The organism is Salinivibrio sp. KP-1 (genome assembly GCF_000968645.1).
Taxonomy (GTDB): domain Bacteria; phylum Pseudomonadota; class Gammaproteobacteria; order Enterobacterales; family Vibrionaceae; genus Salinivibrio; species Salinivibrio siamensis.
In genome coordinates, this window is sequence record NZ_LAQR01000038.1 from 116,450 (window position 1) to 133,287 (window position 16,838).

Genomic DNA, 16,838 nt, shown 5'->3' on the forward strand with positions numbered 1-16,838 from the left:
GGGTGTCGATTTTATCACCGCTCAAAACCTGAGCGGCAGCGTGACACACTAGGATCTAAGACAACAGATAATCGCGCTCATTAATGTGAGTCAGATCACTTTTATTCAGTAACCGATCCCAAGAGAGATCGAACCCACCACATCGCGATCAAAAAAAAGCCCAGCATCGCTGCTGGGCTTTGTATTACTTCTTATTACGATTTTTCACCATATCCATTAAGCGTTTACGTTGACGGGATTGAGATAATGTCAGCTTTTCTTTTTTCCCCTCATAGGGGTTTTCGCTGTTTTGGAACTGGATCTTGATCGGCGTGCCCATAATATCCAGAGTTCGACGGTAGTAATTCATCAAATAACGTTTGTACGAATCAGGTAACTCTTTAACAAGGCTGCCGTGAACGACCACAATCGGTGGATTGTAACCGCCTGCGTGCGCATATTTGAGCTTCACCCGACGTCCCCGGATCATCGGTGGTTGATGGTCATCTTGCGCCATTTTCAGAATACGGGTGAGCATCGCGGTTCCGACGCGTTTTGTCGCTGACTGATACGCCTCTTGAATCGACTCGAACAAGTGGCCTACCCCGGTGCCGTGCAAAGCAGAAATAAAATGAACACGGGCAAAGTCGACAAACCCTAAGCGGCGGTCAAGCTCAGACTTCACGCGCTCTTTCACTTCGCTATCTAAGCCATCCCACTTGTTGACCGCCAAAACAATCGAGCGGCCCGCATTCAGCGCAAAACCAAGTAAGCTTAAGTCTTGGTCCGAGATGTTCTCTCGTGCGTCGATCACCAACAATACGACGTTGGCATCTTCAATCGCCTTGAGGGTTTGGATCACCGAAAATTTTTCCACTTTATCGGTCACCCGTTTACGACGTCGAACCCCGGCGGTATCAATCATCACGTATTCGCGACCATCACGCTCCATGGGAATGTAAATCGAGTCGCGGGTCGTGCCTGGCATGTCATAAACCACCACGCGCTCTTCGCCCAGCATACGGTTAGTCAGGGTCGATTTACCCACATTGGGACGGCCGATAATACCGATTTTAATCGGCAGCGACTGTAAGTATTCATACTCGCTTTCAGCCTGCTCTTCGGTTTTAACCGCGTCTTCGCCACTGTCGAGCGTATCTGCTTCATCGGTCAAATCGACCAAGCCTGCTTGCTCGTCGTCCTCGTCCGCTGACACTTGCTCAACCAAAGGCGTCAACGCACGATTAATCAGGCCGCTAACACCTCGACCATGCGCGGCGGCAATTTGGAACATGTTGTCCATGCCCAGCTGCCAAAAGTCCGCGGTTGCCGTGTCTGGGTCAATACCATCCACTTTGTTCACCACCAAGAAGGTGGTTTTTTCACGGGTACGAATATGCTGAGCAATGTCTTTGTCCGCTGGCGTAAGACCGGCTCGACCATCCACCATAAACAGCACGACATCGGCTTCTTCAATCGCCGCTAGCGACTGCTCCGCCATCTTGGTTTCTACACCTTCTTCGGTGCCGTCAATGCCGCCGGTGTCGATCACGATAAACTCGTGATCATCCAGCAATGCTTTGCCGTATTTTCGATCCCTGGTCAGTCCCGGAAAATCCGCTACTAATGCATCGCGTGTGCGGGTAAGACGGTTAAAGAGCGTCGATTTCCCCACATTCGGGCGCCCCACTAGGGCTATAACAGGAATCATGTAGGCCTCTTCTTTTCATTCGCTTTATTAATAAACAAGGCTCCCGACTGTCTTTGCAGCCAGGAGCCTAAATATAGAACTGGGTGGCTTCGCTTACTCGATACTCAGCTTTCTCAGTTGACCATCACGGGTGATCACGATATAGCCATCATCCGTTTGCACCGGGGCAACAGCGATCCCGTTACCTTCCAGTGATTGCTGCGCGACAAAATCGCCCGTTTGCGGATCAAGCCAATGCAAGTAGCCTTGGCTGTCGCCGACCACCAGATAGCCGCCGCTTGCCGCGGGTGCCGTTAAGATACGGTACGCCAACTGTGTGTTGCGCCACATCTCTAGGCCGTTGCGTGCATCTAACGCAACAATATTGTCTTTATCATCAATAAGATAAATACTATTGCCTGCTACGAGGAAGTCTTTAGCAGAGGAAAAATCCCGCTTCCACGCCGCTTTTCCGGAGCGCAAATCAATAGAGACTAATTGGCCATTATAGCCTACTGCATACAAACGGTCGCCATCGAGCACTGGGGTCGCATCCACATCCACTAAGCGGTCGATTTCAGTCGCCCCTTTTGGTGTCGAGATAGGAATTTGCCAAATAGACCGTCCGGTTTCGATCATTGCCGCGCCTAGGCGTCCATTGGCCATCCCCCAGAATAAGCCGCCGGAAATAGTCACCGGCGCACTTTCACCGCGTAGGCTCAAGTTCGGCACATCATTGGTGTTGTTCCACTGTGGCTCGCCCGATTCCGCGTCCAATGCCACTAACTCACCACGGCTGGTGTTAACGATCACCAACCCAGCTTCCACCAAAGGCTTGGCCAGCACTTCGCCATTCACGTTCTGTTGCCAAACCCGCTCGCCGGTTTCCGCATCCAGTGCGTACACTTGACCCGTTTCGCCACCCACATACACTTTGCCGTATGAGGCGCTCAACCCGCCGGAGAGCAACGCCGGTGTCTCGTCTTGCACCGACTGTTGCCAGATAGATTCACCGCTTTCTAAATCAAACGCGGCGACTAAACCTTGTCGATCAGCCGCAAAGACTTTGTCATAGGCCACTGTGGGCTGAAGTGCGGAATAATACTGCCCGACACCGTCGCCCACTTGTGCTCGCCAATGCTGGGTTGAAGATATCTCATTGGTCACAGCAGGCAGTGGGGCCATTTGCACCACATCTTCTTCACCGGCACAGCCAGCCAGTACAGCCATGGTCGTGGCCATTGCAGCCATGCGCCATAATCGTTTTTTCATACCACGACCTTATTGACTCAGATTATCAAGCTTCATGTTAACGGTCGGGCTTTCCGCCGCCGCCAATGACGCTGCATACGCGTCTCGCGCTGCCTGCTTGTCGCCTTGACGAAGCAAGACGTCGCCGCGGATCTCTTCCACTTTCGCGGTCCAGCTCTGCGTGGTGACTTTGTCGAGTTCGCTCAATGCGGCTGGGTAATTACCTAACTCCGCTTCAACGCGCGCCAGGCGTGTCGTCACCAACCCATACAGCGCCTCGTCTTTCACGGCTTGCTGAGCGTTTTGCAATTGCTCACGGGCACTTTCCAGCTCCCCTTGCGCAACATGCTTTTGTGCCAGCTGCAATGCTGCCAAGGCACGATAACCTTCATGGCCTTCTAATTGGCTCAATGACACGGTATCGCCGCTTTCAATACCACTTAGCACTTGTTCGTATTGCTGCGAGGCTTGCTCTTGGTTGGTAAGCTGTTGTGACTGAAAATAACGCCAGCCATATAACGCCCCCAAACCGACAACGGCGCCGATCACGACCGCTTTACCGTTGTCTCGCCACCACTTCTTAATGGCTTCAACCTGCTGCTCTTCTGTGGTGTAGACGTCCACGTTCTGTCCTCTTAAATCAATGCTTTTAGTGACGCGGCGATCTCATCCTGATTCAGTGTTTGTTGCTCGCCGCCTTTCAAATCTTTTAACGCCACTGTGCCGTTGGCCACTTCATCCTCGCCTAGCACGAGCGCCACAGAGGCGCCGACTTTATCCGCGCGCTTAAACTGTTTCTTAAAGCTACCACCGCCAAAATGTGACATCACACGCAGTCCGGGCACCTGTTCGCGTAAGCGCTCCGCCAGTTTCATCCCAGCGATCATCGCGCCTTCACCCGCCGTGACCATGTACACATCCACCGCCGGGCGGACATCATCTTGGTTGAGGTTTTCCAGCATCAGAACCAAACGCTCTAATCCCATTGCAAACCCAACGGCAGGCGTCGCTTTCCCCCCGAGTTGCTCAACCAAGCCATCATAACGGCCACCACCGCACACCGTGCCTTGCGCCCCCAAGCTATCGGTGATCCACTCAAACACGGTCCGGTTGTAGTAGTCGAGGCCACGTACCAAACGGTGGTTAACTTGGTATTCGATACCTGCCGCGTCCAAGAGTTCACACAAGAGGGCAAAATGCTGTTTAGATTCGTCATCCAGATAATCACCCAACTGAGGCGCATTAACCAATACAGCTTGGATGTCCGCATTTTTGGTATCGAGCACGCGCAATGGGTTGGTCTGCATTCGACGCTTGCTGTCTTCATCCAACACTGATTCGTGTTGCATCAAAAAGTCCACCAGCGCTTGACGATAGTTCGCACGCGCTTGTGGTGATCCGATTGAGTTAAGCTCCAATCGCACATGCTCAGCAATGCCCAGCTCACGCCACATACGTGCGGTCATCATGATAAGTTCCGCGTCCACGTCTGGGCCATTTAGGCCAAACACCTCAACGCCAAACTGATGAAACTGGCGATAACGACCTTTTTGTGGGCGCTCATGACGGAACATAGGCCCGGTGTACCACAGGCGGTGCTCTTGGTTGTACAGCAGGCCATTTTCGATCCCCGCTCGGACACAACCCGCGGTCCCTTCAGGACGCAAAGTGAGGCTGTCACCGTTGCGATCATCGAAGGTGTACATTTCTTTTTCGACAACGTCTGTCACTTCGCCAATCGCACGGCTAAACAAATGCGTTGCTTCCACAATAGGCATGCGAACTTCGCTATAGCCGTAAGCGCTCACTACCTTTTTAATCGTAGATTCGAGCTTTTGCCATAAAGGAGATTGAGACGGGAGGCAGTCATTCATGCCTCGAATTGCTTGAATTGTTTTAGCCACGTTAACTTCCGTTACCGACATGATAGAAAAGGGGAGAAGGCCGCCTAACGGCTTAGCCTTCTTGATCGATTTGTGACACCTTGATGCGGTTGCGTTCATCCATCATCGCCGCTTTGGCGCGGATTTTTGCCTCCAACTCATCCACCAAGTTGTCGTTATTAAAGCGCTCTTTTTGGCGTTTACCGTCGAGGTAATAAGCGCTGCGCTTGTTACCTCCAGCCAAACCGAGGTGAGACGCTTCGGCTTCACCCGGGCCATTGACCACACAACCAATCACGGAGACATCCATTGGGGTCAGTATATCTTCCACGCGCTGCTCGAGCGCATTGACTGTACCAATCACATCAAACTCTTGACGCGAACAGCTCGGACACGCAATAAAATTGACGCCGCGCGAGCGAATGCGAAGTGATTTGAGAATATCGAAGCCCACTTTGATTTCTTCTACCGGATCGGCGGCGAGCGATACCCGCAAGGTATCACCAATGCCTTCCGCCAGTAGCATTCCCAAACCAACGGATGACTTAACCGCACCAGCACGCGCGCCACCAGCCTCCGTAATGCCAAGGTGTAAAGGCTGATCAATCTGCCGAGCAAGTTTGCGATAAGACTCAACCGCCAAGAAAACATCTGACGCTTTGACGCTGACTTTAAATTGATCAAAGTTAAGACGGTCCAAGATATCGACATGACGCATGGCCGACTCGACCAAAGCATCGGGCGTTGGCTCCCCGTATTTTTCTTGCAGATCACGCTCAAGTGAGCCGCCATTCACACCAATTCGGATTGGAATGTTTTTATCACGTGCGGCATCTACCACCGCCCGAATGCGCTCTTCTTTACCAATATTACCTGGGTTGATACGCAAACAATCGACACCATACTCCGCCACTTTTAATGCAATACGGTAGTCAAAGTGGATGTCTGCCACCAAAGGGATCGACGTTTGCGCTTTAATCTCTTTAAACGCTTCCGCCGCGTCCATGGTGGGTACTGACACCCGAACGATATCTGCACCCACCCCTTCTAGCGCTTTGATTTGCGCGACGGTGGCTGCCACATCTGTGGTTCGCGTGTTGGTCATAGATTGCACGGCAATCGGCGCGCCATCACCAATCGGCACATTGCCGACATTGATGCGCGTTGAGGGACGGCGTTTGATGGGAGTTTCGTTGTGCATATCGACGTTCTCTGATTACTGCGGAAGGCGCAACCGAGCCACTTGGCCGGTTGGGAAGCCATCAAGATCAATGTTGTCGCCATTAAAGGTGATTTTCACCACACTAGGGGCACCCAATACTAATTGATACGGGGTGTCGCCGGTTAAGGTCACTTGTTCACCCTCAGATTTTATCCCGGTTGCCAGTCGCTCACCATTGGCGTCTCGCACGTCTATCCAGCAATCTCCACTAAAGGTCATCACCAGACGGTTATTGACCGTGCTTGCGGGGGCTTCATCCTCAGACGCTGCCGTTGGTTGTGCCTCTGGTGTTGTTTGCGTTGTCGCCTCGTCCGTTTGCGCCGACTCAACCGCAGTGGCCGATTCTGACGCCGTCGATGCTGATGGGCTCACCTCATCTGACACCGGCGCGTTCGCGGCATCTTGTACATCAGTGACCTGCGGCTCCGCCTCTTGTGAGGCCGCCGAATCTGTCATCGCAGGCTCGGCCATTGCCGGTGCATCGGCGGCAACCATCGCGCTATCTTGTGCTGATGGGGTCGTGACGAGTTCATCCGCTTGTTGGCTATCTAATTGTGTTGGCACGGACGTCATAGCCTGCTGATTCTGCCAATACCACACGCCAGTGATCCCGACCGCAATGGCAATAATCACCCAAGACAGCCACATTAATCGACTTTCGCTCTTTTGCCGCCGCGTTTTGCGCGAGAAGCTTTGCATTTTTTGTACAGTAGCCGCACTGCTCGCTTCCATATTGCTATTACCCAACAGCTGATCGGCGTCGATTTGCATCAGCTTGGCATAGGAGCGCAAATAGCCACGTGTAAACGTGGCCAATTGATCCATGTCTGGGTTGTTTTGTTCAAGATCCTCAATGACACTGACCCGTAACCGAAGTCGGTCAGCAACATCACGAACACTCCAGCCCATTTTCTCTCGCGCTTGCTTTAATACTTCCCCGGGCGCAGGTTGGGTATCAGATTGCGCTTGTTCTTCCGTCTGTTCAGTATTCATTCGCTAGGTACAATTGATATTCTTTGGATTCTGGAAACCGTTGCGCCAATCGCTGAGCGTCATGGGCAGCTCGCTCCGTGTAGCCTTGTTGCTGATAAGCTTTCACTAGCAATAACAGTCCGGCAGGCTGAACACCAACGCGTTGGTGGAGCCGCTTGATACGTGCGACGGCTGCTGCCTCTTGCCCAGTCTCTATCTCTAACTTGGCAAGTTGTAAACCCGCACGGACATTCCGCGGGTCGTGATCAGCCGCTTTGCTAAACAAGGCTTTTGCGCGTTCTACGTGGCCAGCTTTTAGCTGACAAAACGCTGCGTTTTCATAACTGTCTGACACACGATGATAATACGGTTGTACGACTGCTTGCAAAAATGCGTCATTTGCCGCGGCAAACCGCTGTTGTTCGCACAAGAAAACACCGTAATTGTTATATACATCGCCTTTTTCAGACGCTTGCGCTAACGCTTGTTGATATAAGCGATCCGCTTTGTCGTTTTCACCGACACGTTGTTGATAATACGCCATCGACAGCGAGGTGCGATAGTAGTTAGGTGCATATTGGCGCGCTTGCTGCAAGTTTTGCTGCGCTTGTTGATAGCGATCACTGTTTAGATAGCCTAATCCCAGTGCAATACGCGCCTCTGCGGCTTGAATCTTATCAAACTTGGGCTCACTGTGCTGCGAACTTGGCGTTGAACAGCCAACCAACGCCATCAACACGCCCACAACCCAAACCGTTTTTGTCATGCCATCCCCTTATCGCCATCTCATTTAGACGGGTCGAACAGGGATCACCTCCTGTGCGCCCAGTCGCTTCTCGGCACGCTTAGTTCGGTCGACAATGTCACCGGCTAGTTGGCCACACGCTGCGTCAATGTCATCGCCTCGTGTTTTACGTACCGTCACCGTAAAGTCGTATTCCATCAAGGTTTTCATAAACCTATCAATACGAGAATTACTCGGTTTGTTGAACGGTGATCCAGGATACGGGTTAAATGGGATCAGGTTAATCTTCGCTGGGGTGTCTTTTAATAGCTCTGCGAGTTGGCGCGCATGCTCCATGTAGTCATTGACATGATCCAGCAAGATATATTCTACCGTCACACGGCCGCGGTTGGCATTTGAGGTTGCAATATAACGGTGTACCGCATCCAAAAAGGCCTCGATATCCCAACGATCGTTAATTGGCATGATTTGGCTACGCAGCTCATCGTTCGGCGCATGCAGTGAGATGGCCAAGGCGACATCGATTTTGCCAATCATTTGCTCCAAGCCAGAGACCACGCCCGATGTCGACACGGTGACTCGGCGCTTAGATAAGCCATAAGCATTGTCGTCGAGCATCAAATTCAGAGAAGGGAGAAGGTTTTTCATGTTGAGCAGCGGCTCTCCCATGCCCATCATCACCACGTTAGTGATCGGACGACGGCCCGTCTCTTTCTCAATGCCGATCTCTTTCGACGCACGCCACACTTGCCCGATGATCTCAGACACACGCAAGTTGCGGTTAAAACCTTGTGCCCCGGTTGAGCAGAACTTGCAATCAAGCGCACAGCCTACCTGAGAGGAGACACACAGTGTCGCCCGATCATCTTCGGGGATATATACGGTTTCCACGTCTTGACCGCCCACACGCATTGCCCATTTGATAGTGCCATCTTGGGAGTAATGCGCTTCACTGACTTCTGGGGCTTTAATTTCTGCCACCCGCTTGAGCTTCTCACGCAACTTCTTGTTGATGTTGTTCATTTCATCGAAGTCGTCGCAACCAAAGTGATACATCCACTTCATGACTTGGTCAGCACGGAAGGCTTTTTCGCCGAGCTCATCAGCGAAGTAGGCACGCAATCCTTGCCTGTCAAAATCAAGCAGATTAACTTTCTCTGTCGTCATTGGGGGTTGCCTCGTAAGAACTAGCTAGGTGGTAAGACTGAATCATCGCCTCACGCGTGCCGACGTCTTACCTTGATCATAGCCAAGATATCTCCTCGGACGCGCTTAAGGCGCGAAATTGTACAGGCTTTAGATCACAGTTTCCACTCTCTAACAGCGGGGTTATTCAATGTGGTTGTCTGATTTCGATAGGCAGAAAAAAAGAGGCTGACGCCTCTTTTTGAAGATTAAAAAGCAGGTGCTTGATTTAGCAGCGAGGATGAATTTCATCCGCGGTAAAAAAGTACGCGATTTCGCGCTCTGCAGACGCAGGGCTATCAGAGCCATGCACTGAGTTATATTGCATGCTTTCCGCATGGTCAGCGCGCAATGTGCCACACGCTGCTTCTTCTGGGTTGGTTTTTCCCATCAACTCACGGTAGCGGCTAATCGCGCTCTCGCCTTCTAGTACTTGCACCATGATAGGGCCTGACGTCATGAACCCAACCAAGGATTCAAAGAAAGGCTTCCCTTGGTGCTCGGCATAAAATCCTTCTGCCTGCTCTTTGCTAAGATGGAGCATTTTCGCCGCCACGATACGCAAACCTGCACTTTCGATACGCTGATAAAGCGTGCCAATTAAATTACGCTCTACGGCATCAGGTTTAACGATAGAAAAAGTGCGTTCAATGGTCATTCGCTTGTCCTTTCACTGTCTGAATCTGGCCCGCTAGGGGCAACAACGCGCCTACCCTAGCAAATTTCCTCGCGTGTCCCTATGACCAATCGGGTGAAGCGTTAACTCACACAAAATTTTGTTAACCTTTCACCCAAGGTGTCACAGGTCTATTTCGCTTGGTCGAGCAATACACGCGCTAAGGTTTTCACGCCCATTCCGGTCGCGCCCACGGCCCATTTATCATTGGCCGCTTTGCGGTAAGTGCCAGAGCAATCAATGTGCATCCAGCCTTTTTGATAATCCTCAACAAAGTAGGAAAGGAACGCCGCCGCGGTGCTCGCACCTGGCATGTACGCCCCCATGGATGCATTGGCAATATCCGCAAACGAGGAAGGCAGCAGCTGGCGATGGAACTCGGCCAATGGCAACGGCCACATGCCCTCGCCTTCTTTTTGTGCCGCGTCAAGCGTACGGTGTGCGAGCTCATCGTCGAAACTAAACAGCGCATGATAGTCATTACCCAACGCGGCTTTTGCCGATCCGGTGAGCGTGGCACAATCAATCAGAAGTTCAGGTTTTTGTTCACTGGCGTACATCAGGCCATCAGCGAGCACCAAGCGCCCTTCCGCATCGGTATTGAGCACTTCAACGGTCACGCCATTTTTGTACGTGATAATATCACCCAACTTGTAAGCACTGCTTGAGATCATGTTCTCGGCACAGCAGAGTACCAGTTTAACGCGTTTATTCAGCCCCTTGGCAATCGCCATCGCCAGCGCCCCGGTCGCTGTCGCTGAGCCGCCCATGTCCGCTTTCATGGTGGTCATAAAGTCGGAGCCTTTAATGCTGTAGCCCCCAGAATCAAAGGTGATCCCTTTCCCCACCAAACAGGCATACACAGGCGCGTCCGGATCGCCTGTAGGGTTATAGTCGAGTTGTAACATGGTCGGTTTGCGCGCCGAGCCACGACCGACGGTATAAATGCCATTCCAGCCTTTTTCTAACAGGTCGGTACCGGAAATGATTTTATAACTGACCTGGTCGGGGGCCATGGACTTAACAAACTCCCCCGCACGCGCTACTAACTGATGTGGCCCAACTTCTTCTGCCGTTTGGTTGATAATATCGCGTACCCAGTCACCCACGGTCTGTCGAAGCTCGAACTCTTGCGTATCGGCATCGTTCAACACGGTCTGCGTAAAGGCGACCTTATTTTTGGGGCCACGAAGCCCTTGGTAGAACGCCCAGACTAATTCAAGGTCCCAGTGTTCTCCTGTGAGTGTCAGCGCAGGCACACCTTGCCCTTCAAGCTTGCGCGCCGCTTGTTGCACCTTGTCTCGCGGATTGGCATCGCTCGACACATGGATCACCGCGTTGTCAGCGTCAAAGGAGACCAGCGCGTTATCGCCCCACTGTGGCGCCGCCGGCTGATGCGACAGGATAACGTTTAATGAATCTGACATATTGCACTCCTTGTACTGTCTCGCTGCTTTTACTGTACAGCGTGTCTCACTGAGCCCTCAGACAAACGCCTGGACGCCTCAGCGATATGAAAAAAGCGAGCCCATTGGCCCGCTTTGAATGTATGTTTTATTGGCCACAGGTACTGTGCCGAGCCGGAGACGATAACACAAGTATTATCAATCACTCGCGAGAGCTAGCCCTCAGTCTCTCTCATCCATCCAGCACATGATGATCGCCTCGAGGATGCGCTCATTGGAACGCTCTGGGTCATCGTCAAAATCATCCAGTTCAGTGATCCACTGATGCAAATCAGTAAAACGAACCGTTGTTGGATCGACATCTGGGTAGGCGTCACAAAGCTCGATTGCAATATCGAGCGAGTCTGTCCATTTTAAGCTCATCTTGCTTCTCCGTCCGTTACAGCCTTGGATTAATGGTTTTCGGCTGCGTGATTCAAGGTATAGCGCGGGATCTCAACCACCAAATCTTCATCGGTAATTTTTGCTTGGCAACCCAAGCGTGACTCCGGCTCAAGCCCCCACGCTTTGTCGAGCATGTCATCTTCTAGCTCATCACTTTCGTCTAACGAGTCGAACCCTTCACGGATCACCACATGGCAGGTGGTACACGCACACGACTTTTCACACGCGTGTTCAATGCCAATGCCATTTTTCAACGCCACGTCGAGGACTGTTTCCCCTTCTTTCGCTTCCAATTCCGCACCTTCTGGGCATAACTCGTGGTGCGGCAGAACAATAATCTTAGGCATGATTACACCTCATCAATGGATTGGCCGGCCAACGCATGACGAATCGATTGATCCATGCGGCGTGCCGCAAAGGTCTGGCTGGCTTTGTCTAATGCTTTGATCCCGGCTTCAATGGCGGCGCCATCATCACCGTTGCGCAAGGCAATCAAGGCTTCTATTTCTTTCACCAAAGCTTGCTGCTCATCAGCGTTGAGCAGGTTATCCCCGTCTTGTTGCATGGCAACCAGCAAGCCTTCGATCACACGATCGGCTTCCACACGCTGCTCCGCCAAGTAGCGGGCATCTTTGTCTTCTTCCGCATGGGTAAATGACGATTTGATCATGGTGGCAATCTCATCATCACTCAAGCCATAAGAGGGCTTCACTTGGATAGACGCTTCCACTTCGGTGGATTTTTCCATCGCCGTCACGGACAACAAGCCATCAGCATCTACTTGATAAGTCACGCGAACATGGGCCGCCCCCGCCGTCATCGGTGGGATGCCTTTGAGGCTAAAACGTGCTAATGAGCGGCAATCGTCTACCATTTCACGCTCACCTTGAACCACATGCACTTTCATGCCGGTTTGGCCATCTTTAAACGTGGTGAATTCTTGCGCTTTTGCCACAGGAATGGTGGTGTTGCGTGGGATAATTTTCTCCACCAAACCGCCCATGGTTTCGATACCAAGAGAAAGCGGGATCACATCCAACAGCAACATGTCAGAGTCTGGTTTGTTGCCCACCAAAATATCGGCTTGCGTCGCGGCGCCAACGGCAACCACTTTGTCTGGATCGATGCTGGTCAGTGGCTCGCGACCGAAAAACGTACCAACCTGTTCACGCACGGCGGGAACACGGGTAGAGCCGCCCACCATCACGACTTCCAGCACCTCATCGGCACTGACACCGGCATCTTTTAATGCGCGGCGGCATGACATCAAGGTTTTCTTAATAAGTGGAGCAACCAATTGATCGAACGTTTCACGGCTCAACTCGCCTTGCCACCCCAGCACATCGATGGACGCGCTGTCAGCAGAAGAAAGGGCAATTTTCGCCTGCGTGGCGGCGTGCAGCACGGTACGGCGCTGATCGCCACTGAGGGTGTCAAACCCGGCTTGCTCACAGATCCATTGCTCGAGTAGATGGTCAAAGTCGTCTCCGCCCAAAGCGGAATCGCCGCCGGTCGCCATGACCTCAAACACGCCCTGAGATAAGCGTAGAATCGAGATATCAAAGGTGCCGCCACCTAGGTCATAGACCGCAATTACCCCTTCTTGGCCCGAATCAAGGCCATAAGCAATCGCCGCAGCGGTAGGCTCGTTAAGCAAACGCAGCACGTTTAGGCCTGCCAGCTTCGCCGCATCTTTAGTTCCCGCACGTTGTGCGTCATCAAAATAGGCGGGTACGGTGATCACCACACCTTCAAGCTCGTCGCCCAAACTTTTTTCCGCACGTTCGCGAACGGTGCGTAAGATATCGGACGAGCCCTGCACTGGGTTAATCGCGCCACGGCGGGTTTCCACTTGTGGCAAGCCATTTTCGGTTTGTGAAAACTGATAAGGAAGTTGCGGATAACGGGCTTGCACATCGTCTAATGAACGCCCCATCATGCGTTTGACAGACACCAAGGTATTGGCGCTATCCGTTTGCACGTGTGGGAGGGCGTCATAGCCCACGGAAATGGCATCATCACCGTAATGGACCACAGAAGGGATCAGTGGTCGATCTTGTTCGTCGTTCAAGGTGGTTGCGGTACCGCTTCGTACCGTGGCCACCAAGGTGTTGGTGGTACCCAAATCGATGCCGACCGCGTGCTTGTGCTCATGCGGCGCGGCACTTTGACCGGGCTCTGAAATTTGTAACAGTGCCATGTCTAATCCTTAAACTTTACTGCGTTGACAGGCGAAAGGGCGATCAACTCATCAGCTGATCTTCGACACGCTCCACTTCATGGCGAAGCTTTTCTGCGAACTTGAGTTTACGCACAATCACGGCGGCCTCTTGCCACTGTGACGCAGCCAATGCCTGTTTAACCTCTAGAATCAATGCGTCGTAGAGTGACTGGGCTTTTTCACCAAAATCAAACAGCGCCGCTTCATCTTGACTATCGGTAATCGACTCGAGCTCCTCACGCAACGTCATTTGCTGCATCAGGAACTCAGGATCCTGCATGGTTTGCTGTTCGTCTTTTAAGTCAATACCTTGCAACGTCAGCATATACTCAGCGCGTCGAACCGGATCTTTTAACGTCTGAAACGCGTCATTCACTTGCGATGCTTTCTGTACCGCCTGCAGACGGGTTTTCTCGTCTTGGCTAGCAACATTATCGGGATGGTACTGACGTTGCAATTCCCGAAACGTTGAAGAAAGCGAGCTACCGTCCAGCTCAAACTGATACGGTAGCTCGAAAAGTTCAAAATGATTCATGTGCTCTCACGGATTACACGTTGAAGCTTTCGCCACAACCACATTCACTACTCACGTTAGGGTTGTTGAATTGAAAACCTTCATTCAGGCCTTCTTTAACAAAATCCAGCTCTGTCCCTTCGAGATAGAGCAAGCTCTTACCATCGACGATTACCTTGACATCATCGTACTCAAAAACCTGATCGCCTTCTTGAAGCTCATCCGCAAATTCGAGTACATAGGCCATGCCTGAACACCCTGACGTTCTCACGCCCAGGCGCAAGCCAATGCCTTTGCCACGGTTATTGAGAAACGCTCTGACGCGATCTGCTGCCGCCTGTGTCATGGTAATAGCCATATATCAACAACCCCTTCGTTTTACTGCTGGTGTTTTTTCTTGTAATCACTGACCGCCGCTTTAATGGCGTCTTCCGCCAAGATAGAGCAGTGCACCTTGACGGGTGGTAGCTCTAATTCTTCTGCGATCTCAGAGTTTTTGATCGCAGCAGCGTCGTCAATCGAGCGGCCTTTCACCCACTCGGTAACCAGTGAGCTCGAGGCAATCGCCGAGCCGCAGCCGTATGTTTTAAACTTGGCGTCTTCGATGATGCCTTCGTCATTCACCTTGATTTGTAGTTTCATGACGTCGCCACACGCAGGGGCACCAACCATGCCATTACCAACCGATGGGTCGCCTTTCTCAAACGAGCCAACGTTACGTGGGTTTTCGTAGTGGTCAATTACTTTATCGCTGTAAGCCATAATCGTTTCCTCAATATGATTGCTCACTGTTGCCAGCTGGCGCGTTATTCGAGTTAGTGGTGCGCCCATTCAACGGTACTTAGATCGATACCGTCTTTGTACATGTCCCAAAGTGGTGACATTTCACGCAGCTTGTTAACTGCTTCACGCACTTTCTCAATCGCATAATCCACTTCTTCTTCCGTCGTAAAGCGACCAAATGAGAAGCGCAGCGAGCTATGTGCGAGCTCATCGTCGCGTCCAAGCGCACGAAGCACATAGGAAGGTTCAAGGCTTGCTGAGGTACACGCAGACCCTGACGATACCGCCAGATCTTTCAGTGCCATCAGCAATGACTCGCCTTCAACAAAGGCAAAGCTCACGTTTAGGTTATGTGGAACACGCTGTTCCAAATCGCCATTGACGTAAACTTCTTCTAAATCTTTCACGCCTTCATAAAAACGCTCGCGCAATGCCAGCGCATGTTGGAAGTCTTTCTCGCGCTCTTCTTTCGCGATACGGAACGCTTCACCCATGCCCACAATTTGGTGAGTAGGCAATGTGCCTGAACGCATACCACGCTCGTGACCACCACCATGCATTTGCGCTTCAATGCGTACGCGTGGCTTACGGCGAACGTATAAGGCACCAATGCCTTTAGGGCCGTACGCTTTGTGTGCGCTGAATGAGATCAAATCGATTTTCATCTCTTTGACGTCCAGTGGCACTTTACCCACTGACTGCGCCGCATCGACGTGGAACATAATTTTACGTTCACGACAAAGCTCGCCAATCGCAGAGATATCTTGAATCACACCAATCTCGTTATTCACGTGCATGATTGACACTAAAATCGTGTCATCACGCATCGCCGCTTCGAGCTTCTTCAGATCGACCAGGCCGTTTTCTTCTGGCTCAAGATACGTCACCTCAAAGCCTTCACGCTCCAGTTGACGGCAAGGGTCAAGCACGGCTTTATGCTCTGTTTTGCAGGTAATAATGTGCTTGCCTTTCTTGGAGTAGAAATTAGCAATACCTTTGATAGCCAAGTTGTCTGACTCAGTCGCGCCAGAGGTAAACACGATCTCACGTGGGTCGGCATTGCAGTAATTGGCAATGTTCTCACGCGCTGTATCAACCGCTTCTTCTGCTTGCCAGCCAAAGCGGTGTGAACGAGAGGCCGGGTTACCAAAAAACCCGTCCATGGTCAGGTACTGACTCATTTTTTCAGCAACGCGCGGATCCACCGGACACGTGGCTGAATAATCAAAATAAATGGGCAATTTCATGTTTTTCTCCAATTACACCGACATTGGTCATCAGGAGCGAACGTTTACGCCTATGGTGGCGCTATCTTGTTTGACCTGCGAGCTAAATGTGTTTCTGGGCGCCAATGAGGCATCCAGTTTAGCGTCCTGACGATCTGCTACTTGCTTCACTTCGTTATCATGCATCAGCTCACCGAGCGTGATGTCGTTTAAAAAGCCGCTAATTCGGGCACTTAAGTCGTGCCACAGAGTATGTGTTAAACAACGGGTGCCGCCTTGGCAATCCGCTTTACCTTGGCACTTGGTCGCGTCGACAGATTCGTCAACGGCAGCAATCACGGCCCCTACGGCAATGTCACTTGCCGCAATACCGAGGCGATAGCCGCCGCCGGGACCACGTACACTTGTCACCAACCCCGACTTGCGGAGCCGTGAAAAAAGTTGCTCAAGATAAGACAAGGAAATGCCTTGACGCTCAGAGATGTCCGCCAGTGGTACAGGACCCTGCTCGGCATGAAGCGCCACATCGAGCATGGCGGTAACCGCATAACGGCCTTTCGAAGTCAATCTCATAACACGCTACCTGTGGTGAATAGATGCTCAGATAGTTACATACCCGAGTAATTTGGTCAAGTATTTAC

At 51.8% G+C, this 16,838-nt stretch carries 18 protein-coding genes; all 18 read right to left on the reverse strand.

Annotated elements, in window-relative coordinates:
- Positions 1-184: 184 nt before the first annotated feature.
- The 18 genes from der to iscR all read right to left on the reverse strand — a co-directional run bounded on the left by der (position 185) and on the right by iscR (position 16,770).
- Entirely contained in the window at positions 185-1,690 is a 1,506-nt protein-coding gene (der, locus tag WN56_RS10730; RefSeq protein WP_046074995.1) for a ribosome biogenesis GTPase Der, read from the reverse strand.
- Between the two features lie 93 nt (positions 1,691-1,783).
- Positions 1,784-2,941 carry an outer membrane protein assembly factor BamB gene (gene bamB / locus WN56_RS10735; RefSeq protein WP_046074996.1) on the reverse strand — a complete coding sequence of 386 codons (1,158 nt, stop codon included), beginning with the start codon at positions 2,939-2,941 and terminating at the stop codon, positions 1,784-1,786.
- Between the two features lie 9 nt (positions 2,942-2,950).
- Complete coding sequence (locus WN56_RS10740; RefSeq protein WP_046074997.1) at positions 2,951-3,544, reverse strand: tetratricopeptide repeat protein; 594 nt, start codon at positions 3,542-3,544, stop codon at positions 2,951-2,953.
- A gap of 11 nt (positions 3,545-3,555) precedes the next feature.
- Positions 3,556-4,824 carry a histidine--tRNA ligase gene (gene hisS, locus WN56_RS10745; RefSeq protein WP_046075050.1) on the reverse strand — a complete coding sequence of 423 codons (1,269 nt, stop codon included), beginning with the start codon at positions 4,822-4,824 and terminating at the stop codon, positions 3,556-3,558.
- Between the two features lie 52 nt (positions 4,825-4,876).
- Positions 4,877-6,004, reverse strand: coding sequence for a flavodoxin-dependent (E)-4-hydroxy-3-methylbut-2-enyl-diphosphate synthase (gene ispG, locus WN56_RS10750; protein ID WP_046074998.1), 1,128 nt, complete (start codon positions 6,002-6,004; stop codon positions 4,877-4,879).
- Positions 6,005-6,019: 15 nt separating this feature from the next.
- Positions 6,020-7,018, reverse strand: coding sequence for a cytoskeleton protein RodZ (gene rodZ / locus WN56_RS10755; RefSeq protein ID WP_046074999.1), 999 nt, complete (start codon positions 7,016-7,018; stop codon positions 6,020-6,022).
- Entirely contained in the window at positions 7,008-7,763 is a 756-nt protein-coding gene (pilW, locus tag WN56_RS10760; protein ID WP_046075000.1) for a type IV pilus biogenesis/stability protein PilW, read from the reverse strand. Before pilW ends, rodZ begins: the two co-directional genes overlap by 11 nt.
- A gap of 24 nt (positions 7,764-7,787) precedes the next feature.
- The gene (locus tag WN56_RS10765; protein ID WP_046075001.1) at positions 7,788-8,909 is read right to left on the reverse strand and encodes a bifunctional tRNA (adenosine(37)-C2)-methyltransferase TrmG/ribosomal RNA large subunit methyltransferase RlmN; all 1,122 of its coding nucleotides are present in this window, start codon (positions 8,907-8,909) and stop codon (positions 7,788-7,790) included.
- A 247-nt stretch (positions 8,910-9,156) separates the two neighbouring features.
- On the reverse strand, positions 9,157-9,585 hold the full coding sequence (gene ndk, locus WN56_RS10770) for a nucleoside-diphosphate kinase (RefSeq protein WP_046075002.1): 429 nt from the start codon (positions 9,583-9,585) through the stop codon (positions 9,157-9,159).
- Positions 9,586-9,734: 149 nt separating this feature from the next.
- On the reverse strand, positions 9,735-11,030 hold the full coding sequence (pepB, locus tag WN56_RS10775; protein ID WP_046075003.1) for an aminopeptidase PepB: 1,296 nt from the start codon (positions 11,028-11,030) through the stop codon (positions 9,735-9,737).
- A gap of 201 nt (positions 11,031-11,231) precedes the next feature.
- Complete coding sequence (gene iscX, locus WN56_RS10780; RefSeq protein ID WP_046075004.1) at positions 11,232-11,432, reverse strand: Fe-S cluster assembly protein IscX; 201 nt, start codon at positions 11,430-11,432, stop codon at positions 11,232-11,234.
- A gap of 29 nt (positions 11,433-11,461) precedes the next feature.
- Positions 11,462-11,800, reverse strand: coding sequence for an ISC system 2Fe-2S type ferredoxin (gene fdx, locus WN56_RS10785; RefSeq protein WP_046075005.1), 339 nt, complete (start codon positions 11,798-11,800; stop codon positions 11,462-11,464).
- A 2-nt stretch (positions 11,801-11,802) separates the two neighbouring features.
- Entirely contained in the window at positions 11,803-13,653 is a 1,851-nt protein-coding gene (hscA, locus tag WN56_RS10790; protein ID WP_046075006.1) for a Fe-S protein assembly chaperone HscA, read from the reverse strand.
- Between the two features lie 43 nt (positions 13,654-13,696).
- Complete coding sequence (hscB, locus tag WN56_RS10795; protein WP_046075007.1) at positions 13,697-14,209, reverse strand: co-chaperone HscB; 513 nt, start codon at positions 14,207-14,209, stop codon at positions 13,697-13,699.
- Positions 14,210-14,222: 13 nt separating this feature from the next.
- A complete protein-coding gene (gene iscA, locus WN56_RS10800; protein WP_046075008.1) occupies positions 14,223-14,546 on the reverse strand; it encodes an iron-sulfur cluster assembly protein IscA in 324 nt (107 codons plus the stop codon).
- 20 nt (positions 14,547-14,566) lie between these two features.
- Entirely contained in the window at positions 14,567-14,950 is a 384-nt protein-coding gene (iscU, locus tag WN56_RS10805) for a Fe-S cluster assembly scaffold IscU (RefSeq protein WP_046075009.1), read from the reverse strand.
- A gap of 53 nt (positions 14,951-15,003) precedes the next feature.
- Positions 15,004-16,218, reverse strand: coding sequence for an IscS subfamily cysteine desulfurase (locus tag WN56_RS10810; protein ID WP_046075010.1), 1,215 nt, complete (start codon positions 16,216-16,218; stop codon positions 15,004-15,006).
- Between the two features lie 30 nt (positions 16,219-16,248).
- Positions 16,249-16,770 carry a Fe-S cluster assembly transcriptional regulator IscR gene (iscR, locus tag WN56_RS10815; protein ID WP_046075011.1) on the reverse strand — a complete coding sequence of 174 codons (522 nt, stop codon included), beginning with the start codon at positions 16,768-16,770 and terminating at the stop codon, positions 16,249-16,251.
- Between the last annotated feature and the right edge of the window lie 68 nt (positions 16,771-16,838).

What these genes read in the sequence shown, in the direction of transcription:
- der (WP_046074995.1), bottom strand. Translation starts at nt 1,690, where the DNA reads ATGATTCCTGTTATAGCCCTAGTGGGGCGCCCGAATGTGGGGAAATCG.
- bamB (WP_046074996.1), bottom strand. Translation starts at nt 2,941, where the DNA reads ATGAAAAAACGATTATGGCGCATGGCTGCAATGGCCACGACCATGGCT.
- ispG (WP_046074998.1), bottom strand. Translation starts at nt 6,004, where the DNA reads ATGCACAACGAAACTCCCATCAAACGCCGTCCCTCAACGCGCATCAAT.
- rodZ (WP_046074999.1), bottom strand. Translation starts at nt 7,018, where the DNA reads ATGAATACTGAACAGACGGAAGAACAAGCGCAATCTGATACCCAACCT.
- pilW (WP_046075000.1), bottom strand. Translation starts at nt 7,763, where the DNA reads ATGACAAAAACGGTTTGGGTTGTGGGCGTGTTGATGGCGTTGGTTGGC.
- WN56_RS10765 (WP_046075001.1), bottom strand. Translation starts at nt 8,909, where the DNA reads ATGACGACAGAGAAAGTTAATCTGCTTGATTTTGACAGGCAAGGATTG.
- ndk (WP_046075002.1), bottom strand. Translation starts at nt 9,585, where the DNA reads ATGACCATTGAACGCACTTTTTCTATCGTTAAACCTGATGCCGTAGAG.
- pepB (WP_046075003.1), bottom strand. Translation starts at nt 11,030, where the DNA reads ATGTCAGATTCATTAAACGTTATCCTGTCGCATCAGCCGGCGGCGCCA.
- iscX (WP_046075004.1), bottom strand. Translation starts at nt 11,432, where the DNA reads ATGAGCTTAAAATGGACAGACTCGCTCGATATTGCAATCGAGCTTTGT.
- fdx (WP_046075005.1), bottom strand. Translation starts at nt 11,800, where the DNA reads ATGCCTAAGATTATTGTTCTGCCGCACCACGAGTTATGCCCAGAAGGT.
- hscA (WP_046075006.1), bottom strand. Translation starts at nt 13,653, where the DNA reads ATGGCACTGTTACAAATTTCAGAGCCCGGTCAAAGTGCCGCGCCGCAT.
- hscB (WP_046075007.1), bottom strand. Translation starts at nt 14,209, where the DNA reads ATGAATCATTTTGAACTTTTCGAGCTACCGTATCAGTTTGAGCTGGAC.
- iscA (WP_046075008.1), bottom strand. Translation starts at nt 14,546, where the DNA reads ATGGCTATTACCATGACACAGGCGGCAGCAGATCGCGTCAGAGCGTTT.
- iscU (WP_046075009.1), bottom strand. Translation starts at nt 14,950, where the DNA reads ATGGCTTACAGCGATAAAGTAATTGACCACTACGAAAACCCACGTAAC.
- WN56_RS10810 (WP_046075010.1), bottom strand. Translation starts at nt 16,218, where the DNA reads ATGAAATTGCCCATTTATTTTGATTATTCAGCCACGTGTCCGGTGGAT.
- iscR (WP_046075011.1), bottom strand. Translation starts at nt 16,770, where the DNA reads ATGAGATTGACTTCGAAAGGCCGTTATGCGGTTACCGCCATGCTCGAT.